The organism is Mesorhizobium sp. BR1-1-6, from assembly GCF_020165355.1.
GTDB lineage: Bacteria > Pseudomonadota > Alphaproteobacteria > Rhizobiales > Rhizobiaceae > Mesorhizobium.
This window is the reverse complement of sequence record NZ_JAIUHZ010000030.1, coordinates 12,415-34,679: the sequence shown is the minus strand read 5'-3', so window position 1 is coordinate 34,679 and position 22,265 is coordinate 12,415. Positions and strand designations below refer to the sequence as shown.

Annotated in this window: 14 protein-coding genes; 3 read left to right on the top strand and 11 right to left on the bottom strand. The window is 55.6% G+C overall.

The window, feature by feature from the left end:
* Nucleotides 1-138: 138 nt before the first annotated feature.
* The 4 genes from LB545_RS29910 to LB545_RS29895 form a co-directional block, all read right to left on the bottom strand.
* Complete coding sequence (locus tag LB545_RS29910; RefSeq protein ID WP_224706238.1) at nucleotides 139-750, bottom strand: hypothetical protein; 612 nt, start codon at nucleotides 748-750, stop codon at nucleotides 139-141.
* Complete coding sequence (locus tag LB545_RS29905; protein WP_224706237.1) at nucleotides 747-1,448, bottom strand: RusA family crossover junction endodeoxyribonuclease; 702 nt, start codon at nucleotides 1,446-1,448, stop codon at nucleotides 747-749. The genes LB545_RS29910 and LB545_RS29905 overlap by 4 nt, the downstream gene beginning before the upstream one ends.
* Before the next feature lie 275 nt (nucleotides 1,449-1,723).
* Nucleotides 1,724-4,006, bottom strand: a complete 2,283-nt coding sequence (locus LB545_RS29900) for an ATP-binding protein (protein WP_224706236.1) — start codon at nucleotides 4,004-4,006, stop codon at nucleotides 1,724-1,726.
* Nucleotides 4,007-4,045: 39 nt separating this feature from the next.
* On the bottom strand, nucleotides 4,046-6,289 hold the full coding sequence (locus LB545_RS29895; RefSeq protein WP_224706235.1) for an AAA family ATPase: 2,244 nt from the start codon (nucleotides 6,287-6,289) through the stop codon (nucleotides 4,046-4,048).
* A 498-nt stretch (nucleotides 6,290-6,787) separates the two neighbouring features.
* Between LB545_RS29895 and LB545_RS29890 the strand changes: the two genes are divergently transcribed.
* On the top strand, nucleotides 6,788-7,738 hold the full coding sequence (locus tag LB545_RS29890) for a tyrosine-type recombinase/integrase (RefSeq protein WP_224706234.1): 951 nt from the start codon (nucleotides 6,788-6,790) through the stop codon (nucleotides 7,736-7,738).
* Nucleotides 7,739-7,885: 147 nt separating this feature from the next.
* Nucleotides 7,886-9,277 (top strand): FAD-binding oxidoreductase, encoded by a 1,392-nt coding sequence (locus tag LB545_RS29885; RefSeq protein ID WP_224706233.1) that lies wholly within the window; start codon nucleotides 7,886-7,888, stop codon nucleotides 9,275-9,277.
* A 428-nt stretch (nucleotides 9,278-9,705) separates the two neighbouring features.
* Here the strand turns inward: LB545_RS29885 and LB545_RS29880 are convergent, their stop codons facing one another.
* The 3 genes from LB545_RS29880 to LB545_RS31090 all read right to left on the bottom strand — a co-directional run bounded on the left by LB545_RS29880 (nucleotide 9,706) and on the right by LB545_RS31090 (nucleotide 14,258).
* Nucleotides 9,706-10,353, bottom strand: a complete 648-nt coding sequence (locus tag LB545_RS29880; RefSeq protein WP_224706232.1) for a hypothetical protein — start codon at nucleotides 10,351-10,353, stop codon at nucleotides 9,706-9,708.
* Nucleotides 10,350-11,519, bottom strand: a complete 1,170-nt coding sequence (locus LB545_RS29875) for a hypothetical protein (protein ID WP_224706231.1) — start codon at nucleotides 11,517-11,519, stop codon at nucleotides 10,350-10,352. Before LB545_RS29875 ends, LB545_RS29880 begins: the two co-directional genes overlap by 4 nt.
* Before the next feature lie 168 nt (nucleotides 11,520-11,687).
* A complete protein-coding gene (locus LB545_RS31090) occupies nucleotides 11,688-14,258 on the bottom strand; it encodes an ATP-binding domain-containing protein (protein ID WP_224706230.1) in 2,571 nt (856 codons plus the stop codon).
* Between the two features lie 772 nt (nucleotides 14,259-15,030).
* Between LB545_RS31090 and LB545_RS29865 the strand changes: the two genes are divergently transcribed.
* Nucleotides 15,031-15,630: a hypothetical protein gene (locus LB545_RS29865; protein WP_224706229.1), complete on the top strand. Its 600-nt coding sequence runs from the start codon at nucleotides 15,031-15,033 to the stop codon at nucleotides 15,628-15,630.
* Nucleotides 15,631-15,720: 90 nt separating this feature from the next.
* Here the strand turns inward: LB545_RS29865 and LB545_RS29860 are convergent, their stop codons facing one another.
* Genes LB545_RS29860 through LB545_RS29845 form a run of 4 tightly spaced genes read right to left on the bottom strand, consistent with a single transcriptional unit; the run spans nucleotide 15,721 to nucleotide 22,260 of the window.
* Nucleotides 15,721-16,227 carry a very short patch repair endonuclease gene (locus LB545_RS29860; RefSeq protein ID WP_224706228.1) on the bottom strand — a complete coding sequence of 169 codons (507 nt, stop codon included), beginning with the start codon at nucleotides 16,225-16,227 and terminating at the stop codon, nucleotides 15,721-15,723.
* 17 nt (nucleotides 16,228-16,244) lie between these two features.
* Nucleotides 16,245-19,205: a DEAD/DEAH box helicase family protein gene (locus tag LB545_RS29855; RefSeq protein WP_224706227.1), complete on the bottom strand. Its 2,961-nt coding sequence runs from the start codon at nucleotides 19,203-19,205 to the stop codon at nucleotides 16,245-16,247.
* 11 nt (nucleotides 19,206-19,216) lie between these two features.
* On the bottom strand, nucleotides 19,217-21,040 hold the full coding sequence (locus LB545_RS29850; protein WP_224706226.1) for a site-specific DNA-methyltransferase: 1,824 nt from the start codon (nucleotides 21,038-21,040) through the stop codon (nucleotides 19,217-19,219).
* Nucleotides 21,025-22,260: a DNA cytosine methyltransferase gene (locus LB545_RS29845; RefSeq protein ID WP_224706250.1), complete on the bottom strand. Its 1,236-nt coding sequence runs from the start codon at nucleotides 22,258-22,260 to the stop codon at nucleotides 21,025-21,027. The genes LB545_RS29850 and LB545_RS29845 overlap by 16 nt, the downstream gene beginning before the upstream one ends.
* Nucleotides 22,261-22,265: the final 5 nt, after the last annotated feature.

The window sequence follows — 22,265 nt, the reverse complement described above, 5'->3', positions numbered from 1 at the left end:
GATCTGATAACGGTTCGAATCGTTTCGGGCGCCCCGCGCAAACGGTCTTAGTCTTGTCTCGTCTTGCGGCGCCCGGCAGGATGAAACTGAGAACTCCTATGCCATTGTTTGCGCTATATAAATTCTGACCTAATCTGCTTACGGGACGATGATGTCATCGTAGGCGACATTGCGCCACTTGGCTGAGCCGCGGTCGAACTCCACAAATCTATCCTCCCTCGCGCTGAAAATTCGGTGATCAGGAAAGGGCGCGATAGCATCGCCGAAAGTGATTAGAGTGTCCCCGGAGATTGGCTCTCCCATCAAGACTTCCACCTGGCGCGTCAGGAGAGGCGGCAAGACGAAAACGCCAATCGGGATAAAATCCTGAATATGCCACTCGTTGCTGGTTTCGCGTTCGTCAATGCTGGACGCACAGTTTTCAGCAGTGGGCGGCAATCCAAGTGATCCGTCCGGATTACTGCCGCTGTCACCTGGTGAAACGGACCTGATTTTGGTCCTCGGGCCAATATCGACAAGCATTCCGATGCTCCCTTCAGCTCCCCCTCGCCCATCTTCAGCGAATGGGTTGGTGTCGCCTGTCTGGATGGTCGAGAAGGCCAACGGAATGGCCTTGAGTGTCATGGCGCGAAGCAGGTCATGAGGAAACGTAAGGTCGGGATGGCTGGTCATGACGGTCGAAAAATGTACGAGGACCGCCTGACGGTCTCGCAAAAACGTCCGGGGTGAGAATTCATTCTTGGAGGTCATCGACGCTTGTCGGCTGGAAGTCGCCCGGCCAGCACCTCTAGCATGGAGTCATAGCTGTTCCGAAGGTCAGATAGAATCTGCTCGACCTCTTTTATCTCTTCAGCATTCGCTTCTCTCCAAATACGCCGGGTTTCTTGCCATTCGCGCCTTGGCTGCAAAGTGAAGCCGCTGTCGGCGATCCGACCACGCGGGTAACCCCGCGCCATTGATGATACATACATTCCCCGCTGATAGGCGCGCAGACGGTCAGCGCCGGCATTGCGCATCTCAGCGCGAGCGCGCGTCTTTACCGAACTCATGAGTTCAATAATCGACAGGCCTGCAAAATGGCTCTTGTCAGGAAGAGGCTCTTCGCCGCCATTGCTCCAGACGAAACGACCGTGAGGATACCAAAGGCCGTCAGGCATTTCATAAAACTCAACCGGCTTAAGCACGAAATCGTCGGGCGAACTTTTCGCAGACACCCTGAAGCTGGGATCGCCGTAACCGTCCAACCAAGAGATCGCAAGCGCCTGCACTTGTGTATCGTCGAACATGATGCCGCGAGGGCCTTTGAGCCCGTCAAGGATGGCCTTTGCGTAGTTGTCCAGATCGGCGGTGTCCGATGTTTCTAGAACAGTCTGAACATCAAGGTGCAGCGTAATATCGAGCTGAACTTCGTGGGAGTATATCCACCTATTCGTGAGTTCTGCGGCCATGGCCTCATGGAACGCTCGCAACCTGGCCCCACCGTCCCTGTAAGGTACAGGCGCGAAGTTGAACGTCTTCTGCCACTCTCCGAACATTGGATTGATACCCGCGTCCGCCCCTCGGCGTTCAACAAAGATAGAATCATCTGGGCATGGTTCCTCGATCATCTGGCACCTGTGGCGGATTCAATTATCGGTCGGATGGCGACCGGCGCAGCCGTAAGATCCGGCAGACGGACGATATGCACGGCAGTGCGAAAAGCGCTGATCGACATGATTGCTACTCAGTGTTCGAGTAGCGGCGCGAACAGGTTTGCCAAAGCCGCGTCATCAAAATTGTCGATGTCGGGCTTGGCCGCTCCAGAAAATGACGGTGGCTCGGCGGTCTCCGCCTCTTCGGAGATTTCAGCAATACGCCGGTTCACTGTTTCGATCGCGGACGAAAGCACTGCGGGAGCGACGCCGCCACGAAGGGCTAGTTTTTCCAGACTCGTAATGCGGTCGGTCAAGGTTGACTCAGAGTCCGTCTCCGCAGCACTGCGTTCGATGTCATCAAATTCGCGTCGAATTGCGTCTTTCGCCGCAGCGACAACTTCGGCGCCCACATATTCCTCAGAGTCGATGATGGCATCCGATATTTTTTCCAGCTCCTCTGAGCCCATTCCTGTCGTCAACATTGAAACTAGGCCGTCCTCAAGGGCCGTCACCAGCGCTTCTTCGAGGGGAAACCCGTCATAAAAGTATGCGAGCCGCATCTCCTTTATTATCTCCACCAGGTCTTCCCCGTCCCGCCATGAGCTGAACCCGCTCACCGGCTTTTCGGCAAGCCCCACTGCCAGCTCAGCAAACCCCAAATCGCCTGATGCTTCCCACCATTTCAGAAGAAGCGTGATCCGATCCGAATTCGCCAGATCGGTAACACTGTAGGAATGAGGAAATCGCTGGGATTTCTTCCAAGTGGGGATGCGAAGAAATTCGCCCGCAACCAGGGTGAATGCCCTTGTAAACTCCGCATATTGGTCTTCGGTAGCCGACAGATTTTTCCCATGCCGCCAGAGCTGACGCGCCCACTCCGCTTGACGCGCGGACAGGGCGAACTCGTGGAGAAGCGGCAGATCGTCAAGATATTCGGTGAGGTAATCTCTGATTGACGGATTGACGAATGAAACCGTGCCGTTGCGGATCGACACGAACCCTCCCTCCAAAATGCGCAAAGATTCCTCAAAGTCCTTGGGGTCGTGGGCTTGTCCGAACTTTGCGCAAAGACGCGGATGCAGGGATTGATAAGCAACCCGTAAGTCCGCAATCTCCGCGCCGTACTGCGAGGCAAAGAAGAGTGCGAACAGCAAGTGTCTGCATTTCTCAGGAATGTGGGTTCGGAAGGCGGTATCCCAAAGCTGCTTTGGATTTGCCAAGGCATCGATGAAAGCTTCGGCGTACCGCCCCGGCGGAATCGAACCTAGGTGGACCGATTCAGTCATCCACTCAATCACACGCGGATTATAATTCGCGTGATCGACTATTTTGGGGATCTTGCCGCTCTCAATTAGAGCTCGGATGTGAGCGGGTGGGGTCTGGGCCACTAGCAAATGATTGTAAAGAATCCGCGCCCTTATGCGTCTCGTATAGACACCGACATCCAGCACATATTTGCTGATGTCGAGACGGTGATCGGCAAAATATTCCGAAATGCGACGGGCCTCCTCAAAGATGTATGCCCTTGTCGTGAGGATAAAACGAGCATTCTGGGAATGCCTTACTCGTTTCATAAATCGCGCCAAATCCGAGTCTTTCGACGCGAGCGCCCCCTTGTCCAGTGCCACCTTCCCGAGAAAATCATCAAAGTAGAATATTTGCTTGCTTGCATCGACGATGGCCGAGAAGCCGTCCTCGAGGCTCCTGATCGGCACCAGTTCCCAACCTTCTCCCACGTAGGCATAGGCAAGCATCTCCGCGAGCGTCGTTTTACCGACGCCCGGCGGACCTGAAATAATAAGAATGTGTTGTCCCTCCAGTGTGTCCCGGGAAGCCTTGAAGCTGGGGTTCTGTGCGTAAACCCTTACCTTCGCGGCGATCTCCGCCTTGGTAATTGCCGCGTAAGCATGAGCAGCAGCGCGTGTGACGCGCTCCAGGACTGCGGCGCTGGAAAGCCAAAGCTTAATGTGTGCCTTTTCTATCTCAGGGAATTTCCGCAATAGAGCGTTCAGGTCGCCGCCGGAATATATGTCCGCCTGCGTCTTTAGGGTCGGCCCAATGATCTTGGCCAGTTTGCCTTTATTGCCCGGCGATAGGGGCCGGGAGGTCGCAAGCAAATATCTTGATGCCGACATTTTATCTATCGACACACGCTCGCGTTTCATGGCGGCAGCGAGCGCATCAAATGAGGAACCGGCATAATGCTTAGCCTGGAGAATTGCGGTGGAGCCGCCTTTTGAATGTCGTCCGTCCATGCCTCCGTCAGGCCCCGGACCGAACGCCTCAAAGCGCATCTTGAGTTCAAGGCCGACGAGATCGCGCACCATGTCTTCAAAATCAGCGTGAGCCAGACTTGAAAAGTCATAGGTCATATTTTTCCCCGCCTGCAGGGGGTAACTCACACTCCCAATTCATGACGTTGCCGTAACCATGCCGTCGTAATGTTGCGGGGCAAGCGCCTGAATCATTTCCAGCAAGTAGGTGACGTTCTTCTGACTCTCCTGAACGAGTCCAGGCTCAAAGCCTTGGCCGGTGAAATGTGATAAATCGTTGGCGTATTTGTAGATGGCCGTTTTTTTGTTCTCGTCGAACTTCACCGCAGACAACTTCGCGTAGAGGCTGTTGTTGCCGGGTACGAAAAAGTCCAAGAATGTCTCCAGCACTTTCCGGGTTACATTTGGAATGTGATAGCACCCTGCAATCGTTCCATCGCCTTTGAAGGTGGCGAGTGTCTTGAACAGGAAATGGTATTCTGTGGGGTGGTCAATCAGGGTCCTATCCAAGCCGACAATTGTCGAGTGCCGTCCAGCTGCATCTATTTGGCAAACAAGCATGTACAGCTGATTTTTCTTCCTCGTAGCGGGGTCGTTCTGCAGCCAGTTTATGAGCAATCTCAGGAACGAAAAATTGTGAGTCAGGAGGAATACCTGCTTCGCACCCCTCACTGCGTTTTTGAGAAATGCGAACGCCTGATAAACTGAGTTTGAGTCCAAACTTGATACAGGATCATCGATAACGACGACGCCATCCGACAGTTTGAAGTCCTGGTCTTTCAGCTGGACGATGAAATAGATGAATGCAATGGCCGTACGCTCTCCCTCACTCAGGCGTTTCGCATTTTTCCCATTACGGTGGACGCGGTAGCCATCGTCCCCTGAATTGAAGACGAGCTCGCTGCGACCGAGAAAAGTTTGCAGCATCTGGGTCAGCTGTTCGCCCGCTTTATGCGTGTTGGAGATTTGCGCCTTTTTCTCCGCGATGGATGCCTGCAGGGTCGCGAGTGCGGGTCTGCCGGCGGCCTGATTGCCGTCTGTGTTTTCCTTGATTAGAGCGTTATCATCCGTGATCTTCTGATCGAAAGCAGCCACGTCGCCTTTAACGCTGAAAAGATAATGACCTTCAATGGCGTCCCTTGCCTCGGCTTTGGCGGTATCAAATCCTGACGTCTTTGTGTTGTGCGCATCGAGGGCCGCGGCGATCGCGGTAATCGAATTGCCGAGGTTATCAAAGGACAGGGCGTAATCGAATGGAATCGACACGGTCCGAGAGTCAAGCTTTGCTGCTAGCTCTGCCGCAACGGTATTGAGTGCGTCGTGCGCCGCCTCTAAGGCATCTGCGTAGCCTCCGGTCGCCGCGTCGTATTGATCCCGGAAGTCGCTGTAGAGTGCGAGGCGGTCCGGCAGCGAGGCCTCGGACAGCATGCTGCGGAGCCGCTCGATATCGGCGAGTGCGCCTTCAATATCGGCCTTCAGCGTCTGGTCTTCCTTGTTGAAGTGAGCCTCAAGCTCCTTCCATCTTTCTCCTGGTACAAGTTGACCACAAAACTCACAGTTCGGCTCACCACGCTTTTTGTGAAGCGAGTGCCCCTCCTCAACCCATCTCGCGATATCAGGATTGTCTTTTAGGCGAGAAATCGCATCACTGATTGCGGCCCTTCCGCACAAGGCCTCCGCGTTTGTCCTGATATAATCCGCACAGTCGCGCAGAGCCAGCTCCGTCTCACCGATCCGGAAAGTCACGTGGGGCGAAGCGTCAATCCTGCCCATAACTTCCTGGCGCACCGTCGTGCGATGGGTTGCCAATTGTTCATCGGAAAGGGTGCTGGTAGCGGAAAGGTTTGCGAAAGCGCTTTCAGCGTTGTTTTTGCGATATGTGCGCTGAGTGGTGCCACTCGTCGCTTCGCTGATAGTGCTCGCTATCTGGGAAAATATCTTTCCTCGGCCTGTTTCGTGAGACTTGATGCGAGCCTCGGCGGCTGTAATTGCGGAGTTCCTTTTTGCGACTTCTACTTCGTCGGCAGCTAAGGCCTCTGCAACGGCCTTGTTCTCCTCGCCTATGACGAGGATGGGTTTGAGATTGCCGTCTAGTTGGCCGATGTTGGATTGTACAAAATCGGCGTTGAAAACGCGAACCTTCCTGGCTGCGGCCATGCCGTGCGCAAGTTCTCCCGTTTCCGATTCAATCTTGAATTCGAGCGAGGGGTATTCCTCATGGAGGCCCGTCATGAGGCAATCGAAAAGACGGGAAAGGGTGGTTTTGCCTGAGCCGTTTTCGCCGTACACAACGTTGAAGCGCTCAAACGTGGGCAGCTTGGCATCCCAGATATAATCTGAGAAAACTCCTAGGTCCTTGATCCGGTTGATTTTTAAGAGCACGCTACCCCAACTCTCTGATTATTCTTGTGCCTCGCCAAGCGTCTTCTTCAACAAGCCAGTTCGACCGCGTGATTACTTATCACCGATTCCCAATATTGTTGCCAGCGGCTCAGCAAAACCGCGCTGGCATTCACGTTCAGGGGCCCAGACTGGTGCGATTCAAGAAGAAGGTCGCGCGGGTGCTGCCGGTCAAGGGCTGCCATGACTTGGTTGCATATAAATCAGCGAATAATGGTCGAGCCAAACGCCGCTAGTCATTGCGCTCTAGCTCGTCAGCCGGCTTGCCTCGTGTCCGCTTCTGGAATTCGCCGGTAGTCGGCTCGACGACTGGTAATGGGCGCAAAGCTGACTGGGAGGAATGGGGCCGGAGAACGAACCCGCTGCGCGGGATGGGCGCCTGCGGTTGAGGTAGAGATCAAGAACCGGACGTTGCGCCTGCGTTGAGCGGGGTTCGGCAGGGGCAGAGCATCACGGGCTTCTTCAACAAGGAGCCCGACCATGCCCTATCCTATTCTCGATGCACCTATCAGTCCGCTGCGGCAGCGGCTGATCGACGACATGAACATGCGGCGTTTCTCACGCGAGACACAGCGCAACTATCTCCGCGACATCGGACGCCTGGCGACGTTCCTCGGGCGCTCACCAGACACAGCGACCACCGACGACCTGCGCCGCTTCCAGATCGAGCAGCAGGACGACGGCGTTCCCGTGCCGACGATGAACAGCATCGTGTCGGCGCTGCGCTTCTTCTTCACGCATACGGTCGATCGTCCGGATCTGGCGCGCAAGCTCGTCCGGCTGGCGCATCCGCGCACGCTGCCCGTGGTCCTCAGCCGCGACGAGGTCGCCCGGCTGCTCAACGCCACCACCTGCCTCAAGCACCAGGCCGCGCTGTCGGTCGCTTATGGCGCGGGCCTGCGCGTGGCGGAGGTGTCGACGCTGAAGGTTGCTGACATCGACGGCGAGCGCATGCTGTTGCGCGTCGAGCGTGGCAAGGGCGGGCGCTATCGCAACGCCATGCTGTCGCAAGACCTGCTCTTGTTGCTGCGCCAGTGGTGGAAGGTCGGACGCCAGCAGGGCCTGATGCATCGCGACGGCTGGCTGTTTCCTGGGCAGCACGCAATGAACCGGCATGGCATGGTCGAGCCTTCAGCCGCAGGCACTCTGCCTCCGGCAACGGATCGACGCACAGTCCATGGTGATTATCGTCTCCGACAGAGCCGCGCCCAGCCGCCCACCGTCCCGACAACACCGTACGCAGGCGCAACGAAGCGGTCTGTCCGCATTCACCCCAGAGCTTCCCGACACCGGTCGCGCCATCGCCGACATCTGCAAAAATCCGAAATCCCCATAGCCATCGCCTGTGGCCCGCGGGTTCCTTCCTCGGGGACTTTCGTACGCCTGCCGGCGCCCGAAACTCTTCACGCGAGCGGACTGGCAGCTTCCTAGTATCCAGTTGGCAAAAGCGGCCATTCCGTACCGAGCGCCACTTATCGGATCGAAGGTGTTTTCGGCGTCACAGGCCCGCCAACTGGTGTTATGCTACTTCTCACCGCGAGGCTTGAGCTTACGCGGTGAGAAGTTGAGGAGGAGGATATGTTAGAGACGCAGCTTCAAAGTCGCAATGGCATGCCGATTGGCGCCGACCTCATCGATGAGTTCGCTTCGGGGTTGGCTGGCCGCCTTATCCGGCTCGCTGATGCCGATTACGACGAGGCACGCCGTATTTGGAACGCGGCAATTGATCGACACCCTGGACTCATCGCACGCTGCCTCGGTGTCGCTGATGTAATCCACGCAGTGAAATTCGCTTCTAAAAACGACCTTCTTGTCGCGGTGCGTGGGGGCGGTCACAATGTCGCCGGGCGCGCGCTCTGCGACAACGGCATCGTGATCGACCTCTCCGCCATGCGTGGCGTGATGGTTGAGCCCAAGACCCAGACCGTGCGAGTTCAGGGCGGCGCGACGCTTGGCGATCTCGACCGAGAGACCCATTTGCATGGGTTGGCGGTGCCGGTCGGCGTCGTCTCTAAGACCGGCGTTGCAGGTCTGACGCTCGGCGGCGGCGTAGGCTGGCTGGTGCGCAAGCACGGACTGAGCTGCGACAATGTGATTTCGTTTGAGCTGGTGACAGCGGAGGGCAACCTGCTGACGGCCAGCATGGAAGAACACCCCGACCTGTTCTGGGCTTTGCGCGGCGGCGGCGGCAATTTCGGCATCGTCACCTGCTTCACCTTCCGGGCGCAGCAAATATCATCAGTGCTCGGCGGCCTGATCGTTCACGCACGCGACAAGTCCGGTGAGGTGTTGCGCTTCTATCGTGACTTCATGGCCACGGCACCGGAGGAACTGACTGCCTACGCGGCCATGCTGACGACACCGGACGGCATGCCGGCGGTCGGCGTAATCGCATGCTGGTGCGGTGACGTGGTAGAAGGCGCACGTGTGCTGGCGCCGCTGCGATCTTTCGGTCCCCCAATGCTCGATGCCATCCAGCTAATGCCCTTCCCGACGATGCAGAAGCTGCTTGACGGCGCTTTCCCAGACGGCACCCACAATTTCTGGAAGGCGAGCTTCGTTCCGCAACTTACCGACACGATCATAGACCTGCTTGTCGAGCATGGAAATCGGATGAAGTCGCCTCTTTCGGCCTGCATCGTAGAGTTCTATGGCGGCGCGCCAGGCAGGATCAGTCGCGCTGAATCCGCCTTCGCCCAGCGCGGCGCGGAATACAACATAGGAATGACCGCGCAGTGGGTGGATCCGGCCGAAAGCGAAAGGCATATTGCCTGGGTACGCGCCATGTATGATGCGTTCGAGCCGCATTCGAGCGGGATGCACCTTCTGAACTTTCAGAGCGAGCCCGCGGACCAAGTTATCCGCGCCTCATTCGGCGAAAACTACAGACGGCTTGCGGAAGTGAAAAGCAAATACGACCCGACCAACTTTTTTAGCGTCAACCAAAACATCTCGACCGCGACACATTAAGCGCCCTTCGACAAACTGGGGCGAACTGATCGAAAGTTCCCTTGGGGTCAGCATGATCGCGGGCCCTAAAGGCGCGTCCTATTTCCTCCCCGCGGCAAAACGGGTTGAACGTCGGTTTCCCAGCGCAAACGACCCTGATCTCAACGCCCGAAATTGGGCGCAAATCTGCCGTTCACCTCCTTGAAAAATGTGTCGCCTTTGGGTCGCAGTCCGGCCTGCAAAAGCTTGGAAGCGTCCAATAGTGTGAAATGGGTATTTCACCCTGAGACGTCCTTTGCCGCCGGCCCGGTTTCTGACGAAAACTACAGATCAAGCGCGTTGGATAACGCCGTGCCACGCCCTTTGCGAAAAGGCGGCCGATGCACGTAACATTCGCGCCCAATAACAACGGTTCGACGCGCCCATTTCCCCCTCGGGCGCCATGGTGGTTATGCAATGCCTGAGTAGCTCACCATTCGCCCGTCCTGGTCGAGATCGATAAACGCTCGTTTCCCGCGCCGGCCAACAGCCATGAAGACGAGCCGACTTTGGTGAGCCTCAAGAAATCGCAGCGCTTGGCCACTGTCATCGTAGTGAGTGATGTCGTCTCCGTCTGTTTCCTGAAACCCATTTTCCTCCAAAAAGCGCTCGTTGAACTTGCCGACGGCGATCGCCTTCAGCCGTTTTGGTCGCTGAACGAGGCCAACCACCATCCCGATTCCAGCGTGGAGCGCGGTCACCACAAGTCCGCCCAGCAGCGCAAGAAGGAAAGGGGTATCTGTTTTGCCATCACCGACCAGCACGAGTATCCCGAACAACAAAAGGGTGGCAGCACAAAAGCCCGTCACGATCAAAAGGAGACTTCCAAGAATGGTCAGGAAAATGGTTCCGAATATCCCTCGATTATGTCCCCGGACGAGACCCCGTCCGCCGATGAACGGGCAAAAGACCGCTGCCAAAAGAAGCGCGATCAATTCGACGTTCTTCTTTGTTTTCCTATAAATATCCCTGCCGAGGCCAAGTCCGAAACCCGCGACAGCAGTCCCACCAATACCTGCCGCTACTAACGCCAGCTTTGGTCGTCCGTTCGAACTCATGTGCTCGCCCCCTTCCGTTTGACTAAGCTGAATGAGGTTCGGACCAAGGAGAACACAAACCACAATGCGCCAGCGAACCAACCTATTGCGGCAATCAAAATAGATACGACCCGATAGACCAGTTCCCCCAACTTGATCGCACTTTTGCCCAGCACTCTCACTACCGCAGAGGTTTTGTCACCCATACCGCTTGCCAAGGATCGGAACCGGGAGAGCTCCTTGGCATCGTCGGCATTTTCCAGAGCTCGAAAGGTTGCCTTTATTCCTCCGGTCGACGCTATTCCAGTTGCGGAACTCGCAAGTAACCCCACCTCCCCGACCACCTCTTTGCGAACTGCGCCGCTAAAGGCATCTTTTGCAGCCTTGATGTCGACTGGCATCATCTCTGAGATCAGCTTTCGGAATTCCGAGAAGTCGCACTTTGTCGCACGATGCCAGTCGATTTCGCCAAAGGCCGCTCGAACGGCTGCTGCCGATGGAGCTTTGAAGGTGGGCAGGGAGGTACGGGAAAGGCCTCGCTTCAAGCCTTCAAGATCAACCAGCCGAGCCGATATAACACCAAGCCGTCTAAGCAAGCCTCCCGATAGCTTCCCGGCCTTGTTGGCGTTTTTCAGCAGCGAAAACCCAACGTCTATCGCCCCGGTACCCGGAACATTCGTTGCCATACCAAGCAGGGAAAGGCCAAGCGTGAGCTTGTCATAGCCCTCTCCCCGGATCAGATGGTTGCCTTGAATGACTGCATCGCGGACATCACCGACACCGATGTAGTCGGCCGCCAGCACGCCTCCGATGGAAGCCGAGGTCGTCACTTGCCCGGAAACTACGCCATCCAGGAAATCCTTGCTATTTCGCAGTCCGAATTCAAAGCGACTTTCCCGGGTCCGCTCAATCAGATCGGCCGGCAATTCGCGTCCGTTGTCATGGGCGAGCACCACGAGACTTTTGGCTTCAGAAACATCACCCTCTTTGAGTGCTTGCTCGATGGATCCCCTATAGTCGTTATTGGAAAGGCGACCCAGCCTATATTGTGAGATCGCGAACGGATCCCAAAAACTAACTGCCAGCTTCAGGACGGCAAATTGGTTTGAGGAGAAGAAGGCAACAAGTGTTGCAATCAGCACCACCCCACCGATTGCCCGTCGACCCAGACGAACGATACGGAACATGCCCTTCGCCCCCAAAGCTATTTTTTAGACTATCTCAACATTCGCTCACGGATATCGCAAGGACTGGAATTTCACACTGAGAGTCCCTTCCCCATGGCCCTCTTCGGGGCGTCGGCTGTCGATCAGGGAGTGCAACGAACTGTCATGGCTCAAAGTCAGCTGCGTTCGCTACGCTACGCGGTCGACTGGGTCACCTGCTGGTTCTTGAGTTCGAAGCACGAGATGTCGGTGATCAACCATACCAGCGATCATCGACGAACCAATGGCCTCATAGTCGCAGCCCATTAGAAGCGCATGACGTGGACGGCTAACAGCGACATAGAGGGAATTCCTGCCGACCGTATCAGAGCCGTCGTATGCCGCCAAGTTCGGGACCACAACCACATCGAATTCAAGCCCCTTTGCTTCTACCGGAGTCGTGAAATGAGTATGAAACCGCATAGTCAGCTTTGAATGATCTGAGATCATCGGATTTCGGAAGTTCGCATCCAGATCGCCATGCATCAACGAGAACCAGCGATCAACATCCTGGTCGTCCGCACAAATGACAGCCACGCTCGCGGTCTCCGGAAGCGCGACAATGCGATCGATCGCCATTCGGGCGAATTCCGCGGGGTCCTCATACACGTCCAAAGGGGCATTGCAGGCGCCGACCATTTGACTACCATCCCCCTCCGTCAACGAACGGAAACACGCTGACAACGCGGCAAGCGGACCCGTCTGGCGCATGTTGCGGTCCAGAAGAACCGATGCATGGCGCATTGCGATTTGAGGGAACGCCCGCTGCACCTCTGCGAGACCGTCGCGATGAAGCCGTTGGCTGGCATCTCCAGAAACTGTCACGAGCCAGTACTTTGGCAGAGCTTTGTAGCCCATCAGGAGGACTTGCAACTCGCTAAAATCTTGGTACTCATCGATGAAGACGCCAACTCGCTCCGCAAAAGTCCGCAGGTATGGAATGGCCCTGATGTCACGCTCGAATTGATCGCACGATAGTGCGTTCAGACACAGCGCACAGATAACATCGTCATCTGTGACCAGATTCTGATTTAGACGCTCGACTATTGGTTCAACAACGTCCTTCGACGAGATGCCCACACTCAGGGCAAGTTCCTCGATCCGTGTGCGATACGCAGGCTCGGTAAATATGCGGACATACAGCTCTTGCGGATTGAGAAGCCTGAATAGCCGCTGTTGAGCGTTCTCGATGGCTTCGCGGACAATCCGTCGCTCACTCAGTTCGAGGCCGCCCGACTCATTTTCCCCAAGGCGGATTCGGCGATCGATCTCGATCGCCACTTTGCGCAACATGAACGTCCGCACCTCGAGATCCGGCGCCACCTCCAAGCTCCTGACCAAGCTCTGAAGCCGAAACCTCAGTGGTCCTTTGCCCCAGGTATCCGTAACCAGTTGCTCCCAGCGTCGGTCCGAGATTTTTTCGGCTCCCGAAACCGCGGGCTTTGTGAGAGGAGCCGCGGCTATCTCCCTCATAGCGTCTGCGACGTACGCCGCCGCTACGATGTCTAATATCTTCAGCCAGCGCACCGACTTCTGCTCGGGGTGGCAGGGTTCCGACGATTTCTTAAACGGACGATTGTTGAATACGCGGCGAAGCGTGCGCTCGGAGTTCAGGAATTCCGCGAAATCTTGAATCTTCATCGCTCCGATGTCCAAGCTCTCAGCCGTTTGCTTCAGATACGAGACCAGACTCGGACTTAGCACGAAGCCAATCATGCCGCTGGCGTCAAAGTCGGCAAAATCCCGCTCGTGCAAACCGTACTCAAGCAGATTCTCCAGTGATCTGAAGTTCGCGAAGAACTTCAACCGACCAAGGGCGACGGACGTCTTACCACTGCCCGCAATGCCATGAACAATCTGGAGACCTCTTACCATTTGAATGCCGGATTCTTGGTTGGCTGTTGTTTGTGTGAAGAACTGGCTACCGAGCGAAACCTCCGCATCATCACCGAAAAATGCGTCTCGGCGGATACTCCAGAAAGGATCTGTTTGAGCATCTTCAGATACTTCGGCCGAAGGCAACAGATCCAACACCGCCGTTGGCTGGGCTTGAACGACCTCGTCTTCCGAATAGCTACCAGCCGGCAGAAATTCATCGACTTCGGTTGAAAGATCGCCGGCGGCGACAAACTCGCCTCCGACCTCTTCGGAATCTGGCGTCCGGGCGGGGCCCGGCAAGGAGCGGACGAAAGCCCGAAGATTGAACACCTCCTCGTCCGCAAGGCCCTCGCCAACCCTAAACAGGAGCCTCTTCGCGTCCGGATTTTCGCGAAGAAGATTGCTCATACCGGTAATGTCGACAATTCCGGTAACGAGGATCGAGCGCTCTCCCCTCTTCGGGACGCGAACCGAGATTTCATCTCCGATCGCGCACGACGCTATTTGGCTTCCGACCGGGGAGTTACGAGCCACAAGGCGGATGGGTCTGTCCGGGAAACCGGCGTTGGCTTGTGAAACCCGATAATAAGTAGCGCCAGCGTAGTCCCCGTTCTCATCGTACTCGTCTGCGAACACGACACGTCCGTACCCACGCTTTGCGACTTCCTCAAACGCCTTTGTCAAGCCGTCGCTAATATTAACCAGATCCACCTGCTCAATATTCCGAATGACTTCGGGCCGCGCGGACCGATAACCTTCACGTATCTTTTGTGACAAGCGTGCGCTGAGTTCGCCAAGAATGTCGAACTCCTCTTTCGCCCGTTCAATTGTCTGCTGGCGCACCTAAAACCCTCCCACTTCGAATCGCCCTTTGGGTAGCGTACCAAATCTTTACTGCACAGGAGCTGCTAACTCGCTGCCAAGCCGGAAGCGCGGAAAGCATACCTGGCAAACTACGCGTCGCCCGCGAACTTGATATCGTCGCCGAGCATCGCGGCTACCCTTGCATGATCGTGTCGGACAACGGCACCGAGCTGGCCTTGAATCCCATCCTGGCGTGGCAGGAAGATCCCATGTCGAATGGCACTAAATCGCGCGATCCAGAACGGCTTCGTGGAGCTTCAACTGTCGGATGCGCGATGAGTATCTCAACGAACGGCTCTTGACCAGCTAGCGGCACGCCCGAGACAGTATCGAAGAATGGAGGATCGACTACGATGTGAACCGCCCGGACACGAACCTCAACGGGCTCACCCCGAATGAGTTTGCAACCCGGTCCAGATCGGACCACAACGTGAACAGGATCAACTTATAAACGCGGGCAACACGGGGAGCACGTCACCAGGCCACAGGTACTCAACCCACAGAATAACTTTCCTGACCAAAACAACCCTCACCATAGGGGCTGTTCGGTCAATTTCGTTCCATCCACCCTGGGGATTGCTGCAACCCAAACTCGGTCAAAGAAATTCTTCTTTGGCATCGTCCCCCTGTCGCTGTCCCCAGAGGACATTTGGCTCTTTTGGTGTAATGGTGCGAACCACTGTGCCCGATAAGCCTGCGGGCATGGGCTGGAGCGTCATGCTCTGGATGGCTTCCCTTGGGGATAGGTTGAATGTTTGAAGCGCTTGGGGGTTCGCCTGCCATCATCGAAATTGCTAAAGCGATTTTGCCACCAATCCTGACGGTCACTCTTGCGTGGTTAGTAGGCAATCGCCTCACAGCCAGCTGGAACTTGCGTCAGAGGCAGAATGAACAGGCACAAGCGCGCACCGACGATTTCTTCCGTAGTTACGGAGAGCTGTTTTCGACGTGGAAGGCGTGGAATTTTTTACTCGACAACAAGGAAGAGACCTTTGCTTTGCAAAAGCTGGAGCTCTTTAAAAAATCCGCTGCATCGGAGGGAGCGATGGAAGCCCTCTTCGTAAAGCTGTGTGCAGAGCTAGTTTTGGACGATTCGGAACTAGCCCGTCTTGGTTGTTTGCGCCAAGCCTATCAAAGTCTCCGGCAGGCCATCAGAAGCGGTAGTAAACTAGACTGGGGCTCGTCCGAAAACCCTCAGTACCTCGCGTTCAAACGTCTGTCGATAAGCGTGGCCAGCCTCCTGGCCATCCCAAGGCACACCAGGGAAACCCCCACCTGGATCAGAGCTCGAAAGCAGCTTGAGACTGTAACCTCAAATCAGTGGGAAGCGGTCTGGTTTAAGGTAGAATAGAGCAGCGAGTTGACGTCTGGAGACCTCTCAGTGTGAAAATGGTGTTTCACACTGAGTCATTGGTCTTGCGATCAAGAATTTCGATCTTTCCTACGCATTCTGCTCCGATCTGCCGCTGTCAGAGATGGAGAGCACTGCAGCCAAGTCAGTATTTCCGTCAATTTCAGCGGTAGGCTGCGGACTGTCCAACCAAACCTTGACGGCTTCGGCTAAAGTGACGGGGTCTTGCGCCAACTTACCTCTTAGCGCACATTCCCAAACGGTCAGCACACGCCACCCTCCATCGAGGAGCGATGCTATATTTCGTCTGTCCCGAGAGCGGTTCGCCTCGAACTTGTCCTTCCAAAAATGCTGTCGGCTTTTCGGAACGGTGGAACGGTAGCAACCGTGAGAGTGCCAATAGCACCCATGTACGAACACGACCGCATGAAAGCGACGGAAGACTAGGTCAGGACTGCCAGGTAGAGAGCGGTCATGCAGTCGATACCTCAGTCCGGTGCGGTGAAGCGTCTTCCTCAGCGCCATTTCAGCGCCAGTGTCGCGTTGGCCGACGCTCGCCATAATCCTGGATCTTGTGAGTGAGTCGAACCTATCCATTGATTGACATTGCGACCTCAGAAAGCCACCTCCGCAAGCGCAGTAACGACATCGAAATCCAGATTGAGCGCCTCGAAATGCCTTCGGCCGCAAGCGATCTTCTGGTTCTCCTTCATCCGGCGCTCTTCTGAATCGAGTGTGCTTTTGGTCTCGCGAACGAAGTAGAGCTTCTCCTGGCGGTCTGTGACGAAAGCCCAGTCGGGATTGTAAGAGCCGATTGGCGTGTCAATCTTGAACCACGACGGCAGCTTGACAAAGAGCTTGACGTTCTCGTTACTGTCCAGGTCGCGGGCAAACTGCTTTTCCACCTCGGACTCATACTCGATCGCGTCGAACAGACATTTCTTCTGGTTCTGCACTTCGTAAAGGTTGCTCAGGTAGCGGACGATCCCTTCCTCCGCATCTTGTTCGATGCGGCTCTGCTCCCAGTACGCCCCCGCGACCTTTTCGTACTTGATATTCTCCAGCATCAAATCATGGAGCGCGCGAGAGATTTCCTTCGCAACCGCCGCCATGAAGGCCTGCGGGTTGATCTTGAATTCTCCAAGCCTGCCGGAGCGCTTTATGATTTCAGCGAGCGTATGCCGGGTGAGCGCCGTTTCCTTCTGTAGGAAGGCGAGAATGTCCGGCAGCACCTTGACCGGCTCCGCGTCCTTTACGCGAGTCGCAATCTGCCTGTCGGCCGAAACGCCGGCATCGGAGATGTCCAACTCGACGACGGTAGTCAAAACGCGCGGCGCCTTGATCGGCTCGATCTGCTTGATGCGGGCGAGCGTCTGGTCGATCACGTCGGCAGTCTCGAAGGTGACGCGATAGCGGGTGCGGTGCTTGATCTTCCCCCACAGCTTCTGGAAATCCTCGCTAAGATGGACTTCCTTGCGGAATTTCAACTTGCGCCGGTCGCGGGCGTTGACGATGCGGTTCTTGAAGACCTTGCGGTTGATCTCGTCGACAATGGCGGCCCTCAGGTCGGTATAGGCTTCCGGCACCTCCAGATTGAAGTGCGGATTCTTGGGATCGAATTTCTCCAAAATGTCGCCGGCCGCGTTTAGATAGCCTTTGGTGACCAGTTCGCCCCAAATCTTCGCTGACTCGTCCTGTCCGATCTCGCTTTCGGTCCCGTCCTCGGCCCGCCGCAAGAGCTTAGCGAAGGCGATCTTTTCAACCTTGCCGAAGCGGATGCCGAAATCCTCCTCGAATTCGGTCTGTAGCGTGCGCGCAAACTCCTCATAGGACTCATTGGCGATCACGGTGAGGCGATTGACCGTTTCATCGTGAACGCGCTCTCCGCGCTTCTCTCCGAGGCCGTAAACGGGAAGTCGGAGCCCGCGCCCGATCTCCTGCCGCTTTTTGTCGGCGGACTGCGTTTCGTTGAGCGTGCAAATCTGAAAGACGTTGGGATTGTCCCACCCCTCGCGGAGTGCGGAATGCGAGAAGATGAAACGCAGCGCCACCTCCGGATCCAGCAGGCGCTCTTTTTCCCGCATGATAAGGCTGTAGGTGTCCTCGTCATCACCGGTGTTGCCGCGCGTGTCCTTGGCGTGCCCCTGCTTGTCCTGCGAGAAATACCCGTTGTGCACCTCGGTCACGTCGAAGGGGATGACTCCCTTGTAAATCGGCTTGGCCGTCAGCTCGCGGTAAGCCTCCTCAAACCACCGTCCGATTTTGCCGAGGCTCGTGTTACCACCGTCATTGTAGATGCGGTAGTTGGCAACTCGGTCGATGAAGAAGAGCGAGAGAACCTTGATGCCCTTACCTTTCAGAGCGCGCTCCTTCTTCAGGTGCTGCTCAACGGTCTCAAAGACCTGGGCCTTCATGATGTCAGTGGCGAGGCCTCCGGTCTCCTGCCCCAATTCCAGGAACCGTCCCCGATTGAATTCGACATATTCGGAGCCGGGGGTGCAGTCGATATTCTGGACGATGTAGCCGTTGCGGTACGCTTCGCGCTCATCGGATTTTACGAAAAGATCATCGCCTTGCTTGACCCAGAGCTTGGTCGGCTTCGGCCCTGACCTTCCCTCTTTGTGAATCTCGATGCGAGCGCGGATACCGTTCGTGTTGTCGATCGCGATCAGGTTGACATAAGCGTCGTTGAAACTCTCGTCCGAACGGACGGACGCTACCTCAATCCGCTTTACCAGTCGAAGGTCGTAGGCCTTAATGGGATCGAGCTTGTAAAGGAGATTGTACGGATTCTTATGCGTTGCGCTGTAGCGCAGAGTCACCATCGGATTAAGGTTTCCGATCGCCCGCCGTGATTTTTCGGTGGTGTCGACACTCTGCGGCTCGTCGATAATGACGATCGGATTCGCGGCTTGGATGAATTCGATGGGTCGCCGCCCCGACATACGATCGTTTTCGCGGTTGATGACGTTCAGCTTCTTCAGCTCCTCCTCGGTCATCTCTGCCAAGTCCTTGTCGGCAACATCCTTCTGGAACGATTGGATGTTGATCACCATGATCTGAATCTGGTTGCTGGCCGCGAACTGCCGCACCTTGCCCAAGCGCTTGCTGTCGTAGACGAAATGGTTGAACGGCGCCTTGTCGTAGAGCGTCTGGAAATGTTCCTTCATCACGTCGATGCTCTTGAGCACGCCCTCGCGGATGGCGACACTCGGTACGACAACGATGAATTTCTTGAATCCGTAAGTCTTATTCAGCTCGAAGACCGTGCGGAGATAGACATACGTCTTGCCCGTGCCGGTCTCCATCTCGATGGAGAACTCTCGCCCCTGCAGGGTCACGACTTTCTCAATCTCGTTTGCCTCCTGAATCTGGTGGACGTTCTTGAGAATCTCGTCATCCGGAAGATTGAGCCGGTTGCCCATACCAAGCTCAGTTTGAAAGAGCCCGCCGATCTGGAGCGAATGGAACGCCATCGCCCCAGTCTGTACAAAGGGCTGACCCTCAAAGACGCCGACCACAGCGTTCACCGCGTCATGCTGATACTGAAGGGAGGGGTCGAACTTGAGCTTCATGCCGCCGCCCCTCAGACCGTCTTGAACACGATTTCGGATTCCTCGGCCTCGGCGCGCGCCTTGAAGGTCTGGACCGCGTTCGCCTTCAACTGGTCGTTGCCTTTGAAACCCTCGTCAAGACAGATGACTTGCAACGGATTCGCCTCCGCCAGCGCGTCGATCAGCTCCGGGTTGATCTCCTTCTCAAGGCAGATGAGGAGCGCGCCGTCTTCTACGGAGAACACCTGTTTTCCGGCGATCTCAATCAACTTGAATCTGGTTGTTAGCGGAAAGCCCGCACCTAGGAGGAGTTCAAAGAACAAGCTGCCACGATCCGCAACTTCACTCAGGTGCTCAACGTGGCTCTCAAGGCGACTTAGCAGGTCTTCGTCCCGTTCAGCATCGCCGTCCCAACTCCGAAAATTTGATTGCCCAAGCTTGAAGGTCCTGAACCCAGGGGATGCGCCGTTGCTGCGCCTCGCACTTGAAGTCAGCCGTCGCAGCATAGCCTCCGAAAGCGTAAGTTCGTGGCCTTCCAACTTCTCTGGGAACTCGATAAGGATGAACGATGGAGCCTGAGCGTCATCGGCTTCTAGGGAAAAAATGGCTTCTCCCATGGCTCCCGTACCGGCATAGCAATCCAGCACAACGTCGTCTTTGCGTACATTAGCAATGCTTAGCAGATGCTTCATTAGCCTCGTCGGCTTTGAAGACAATTTTAGCTCGGATAGATGCTGCCTGAGCTCCTTGGTTGCTTCGTCAGTATGCCCTACTTCATCATGCTGAAGAATTGTCTTGGGCATGGCACCTTGACGAATCTCGAACAGATACTTTTTCTTGGCCGGTATCGAGTTGTTGCCGTCAACACCCCACCACAACCTACCTTCCTGGGCGTTCTTTTCATGCTCGGATTGCGAACAGGCCCACACTCGGGTCTTCTTGGGAAAGATCTTCTCGCCCGTATTCGGATTTGTTACCGAATAATACAAATTGGGGCGCTCTTCAGACGTGTACCTGCATGTATAGTCAGCCGCCTTCCAAGGTCCACGCAGATCGTTGTCCGGATTGGTGTACCTGGCCGACTGGTCGTCTGTCATAGGCAGAAGTCCCGCCGCGAATTCTTCAGAGCGCCGGTAACACATCACGTTCTCATGTACATAACCTACGTCTTTCGTATCTGGTGGCGGCGAATAGCGCTTTTCCCAAACGAAACAAGCTATGAAATTCTCCTCTCCGAAAACCTCGTCCATTACCGCCCGGAGATGGTGGGCCTCATGGTCGTCGATGGAGACAAAAATCACGCCATCATTTGACAGAAGGTTCCTGGCGACAAAGAGCCGGGTGTAGATCATATTAAGCCAACCCGAATGGCCGTTTCCGGCGGGTATTCCAACACTTCCGTCCACCTCCTCACCGGCGACATAACGGACATAACGGTCAAAATGACCCTCTCGGTCATCGAACATCAGTTCTCCGCCGATGTTGAACGGCGGATTCATATAGATCATCTTTATCTTGCCAAAGTAAGATCGCTCTATAAGCTTCATTACTTCCAGATTTTCGCCCTCGATCGCAACGTGACGGGCGCTGTCGAAATCCACAGACATGCTTTGGTCAGGGTGCAAGGCGCCCTGTGGACGGCGCTGAATGAGGCCGAGGAGATTTGGCTTCCCTCGCCAGTCGAATCGAAACCTGTTGGCATCCTTGCCCAACAAGTCACGGGCGAAAGCGTCGAATATGAAATCCCGCAGCAATTTTTCGTCGACGCGCTCACTTGTCAGTGACGACAAGAGTTCGTCGATCCGTATGTCTACGCTGCCGATGCCCCGAATTCGCTCGCTCAATTCCCACCCCATTTTGCCATCCCGCCCAATTTGTTCCTGTATTCAACGATTTTCGGAAGCATTTCCGTAAATGCTGCAAGACTGTCGCCACGAGACGGATGAATCTTCCCGCCTCGATCGAGCGACTGTCTGTAGAGCACATCGAATAGCTCAGTCGGCATTGGTGTAGCTGAACGCACAGAACGGACAATCAGGCCTGCCGACGCCTGCGCTGACAGGGGCTGATGCTTTCCGGGCTCGAGAAAATCGCCGAGATTTGAAGCTAGATAACTCGGCTTGTGATCTATCGCCCACTCTACTTCACTGTCGAAATATCCAGAGGACGAACGAAGAGAGAAGCCGCTTCTCATGCCTGACGGCGGGCAGGCGTTCATGACGCTGGACACAACGAACTGGCCGACCGGCTTTGCAACTGCGTTGCCGGCCATTCTAAGCAGCGTCGACGGTGCCATTCCTGAGATGGGGATATCTGAGAAGCCTTGAAGTGCGAGGTTTTCCGCAACTGTCAGCTTTCGCGCAATACGGCCATCGAATACGGCCACCGTGCCTCTACCCCTGTTATCTGTCGCCCCCACCTTCAAGGCAGGTACGTAGCCGGTCGAATAGCAAATCGACCTCTTGCCGCCGGTCCAATAAAATCCGTGAACCTCCGGAGTCTCCTTATGGGCGGAATGCGGGGGTATGTCGCAATGAAGTGCCAATGCGTGGGACGGATGTTTTGAGGCCACAATGAACAACCTGTTCCGGTCCTGAGGCAGACCGAATTCTCTAGCGCTTAATATGCGCCATGAGATGTGATTGAATCCGTAGTTTCGGACAGCCAATTTCGCCGCCTCGAAATCCGCTCCGCCCTTTAGTGTGAGAAGATTCGGTACGTTTTCACCAATTATCGTGTGTGCACCGGACGCCACGGCCACGCGCAACATATCAAAGAACAAGCCGGATCGGTTTCCAGACAATCCTACCTGTTTCCCAGCGGAACTTATGTCTTGGCATGGCCACCCTCCGACTACGAACGAGGCCAAGGGAGGAACGTGAAGATCCCGAATGTCATTGTGGATAGTGATATCTCGATTTAACTCGCGACCTTTTATCACGACGTGGCATTCGGCATCCTGTTCGCAAAACAGAACAGGTGGAATAGAAGGGTGTTCGAGACCTCCTATTCCGCTGAATAGGCTCAAGTAAGCCTTCTGTATCTGTGCGCCTTCGGCCTTTATATCACTTTTCATCATAG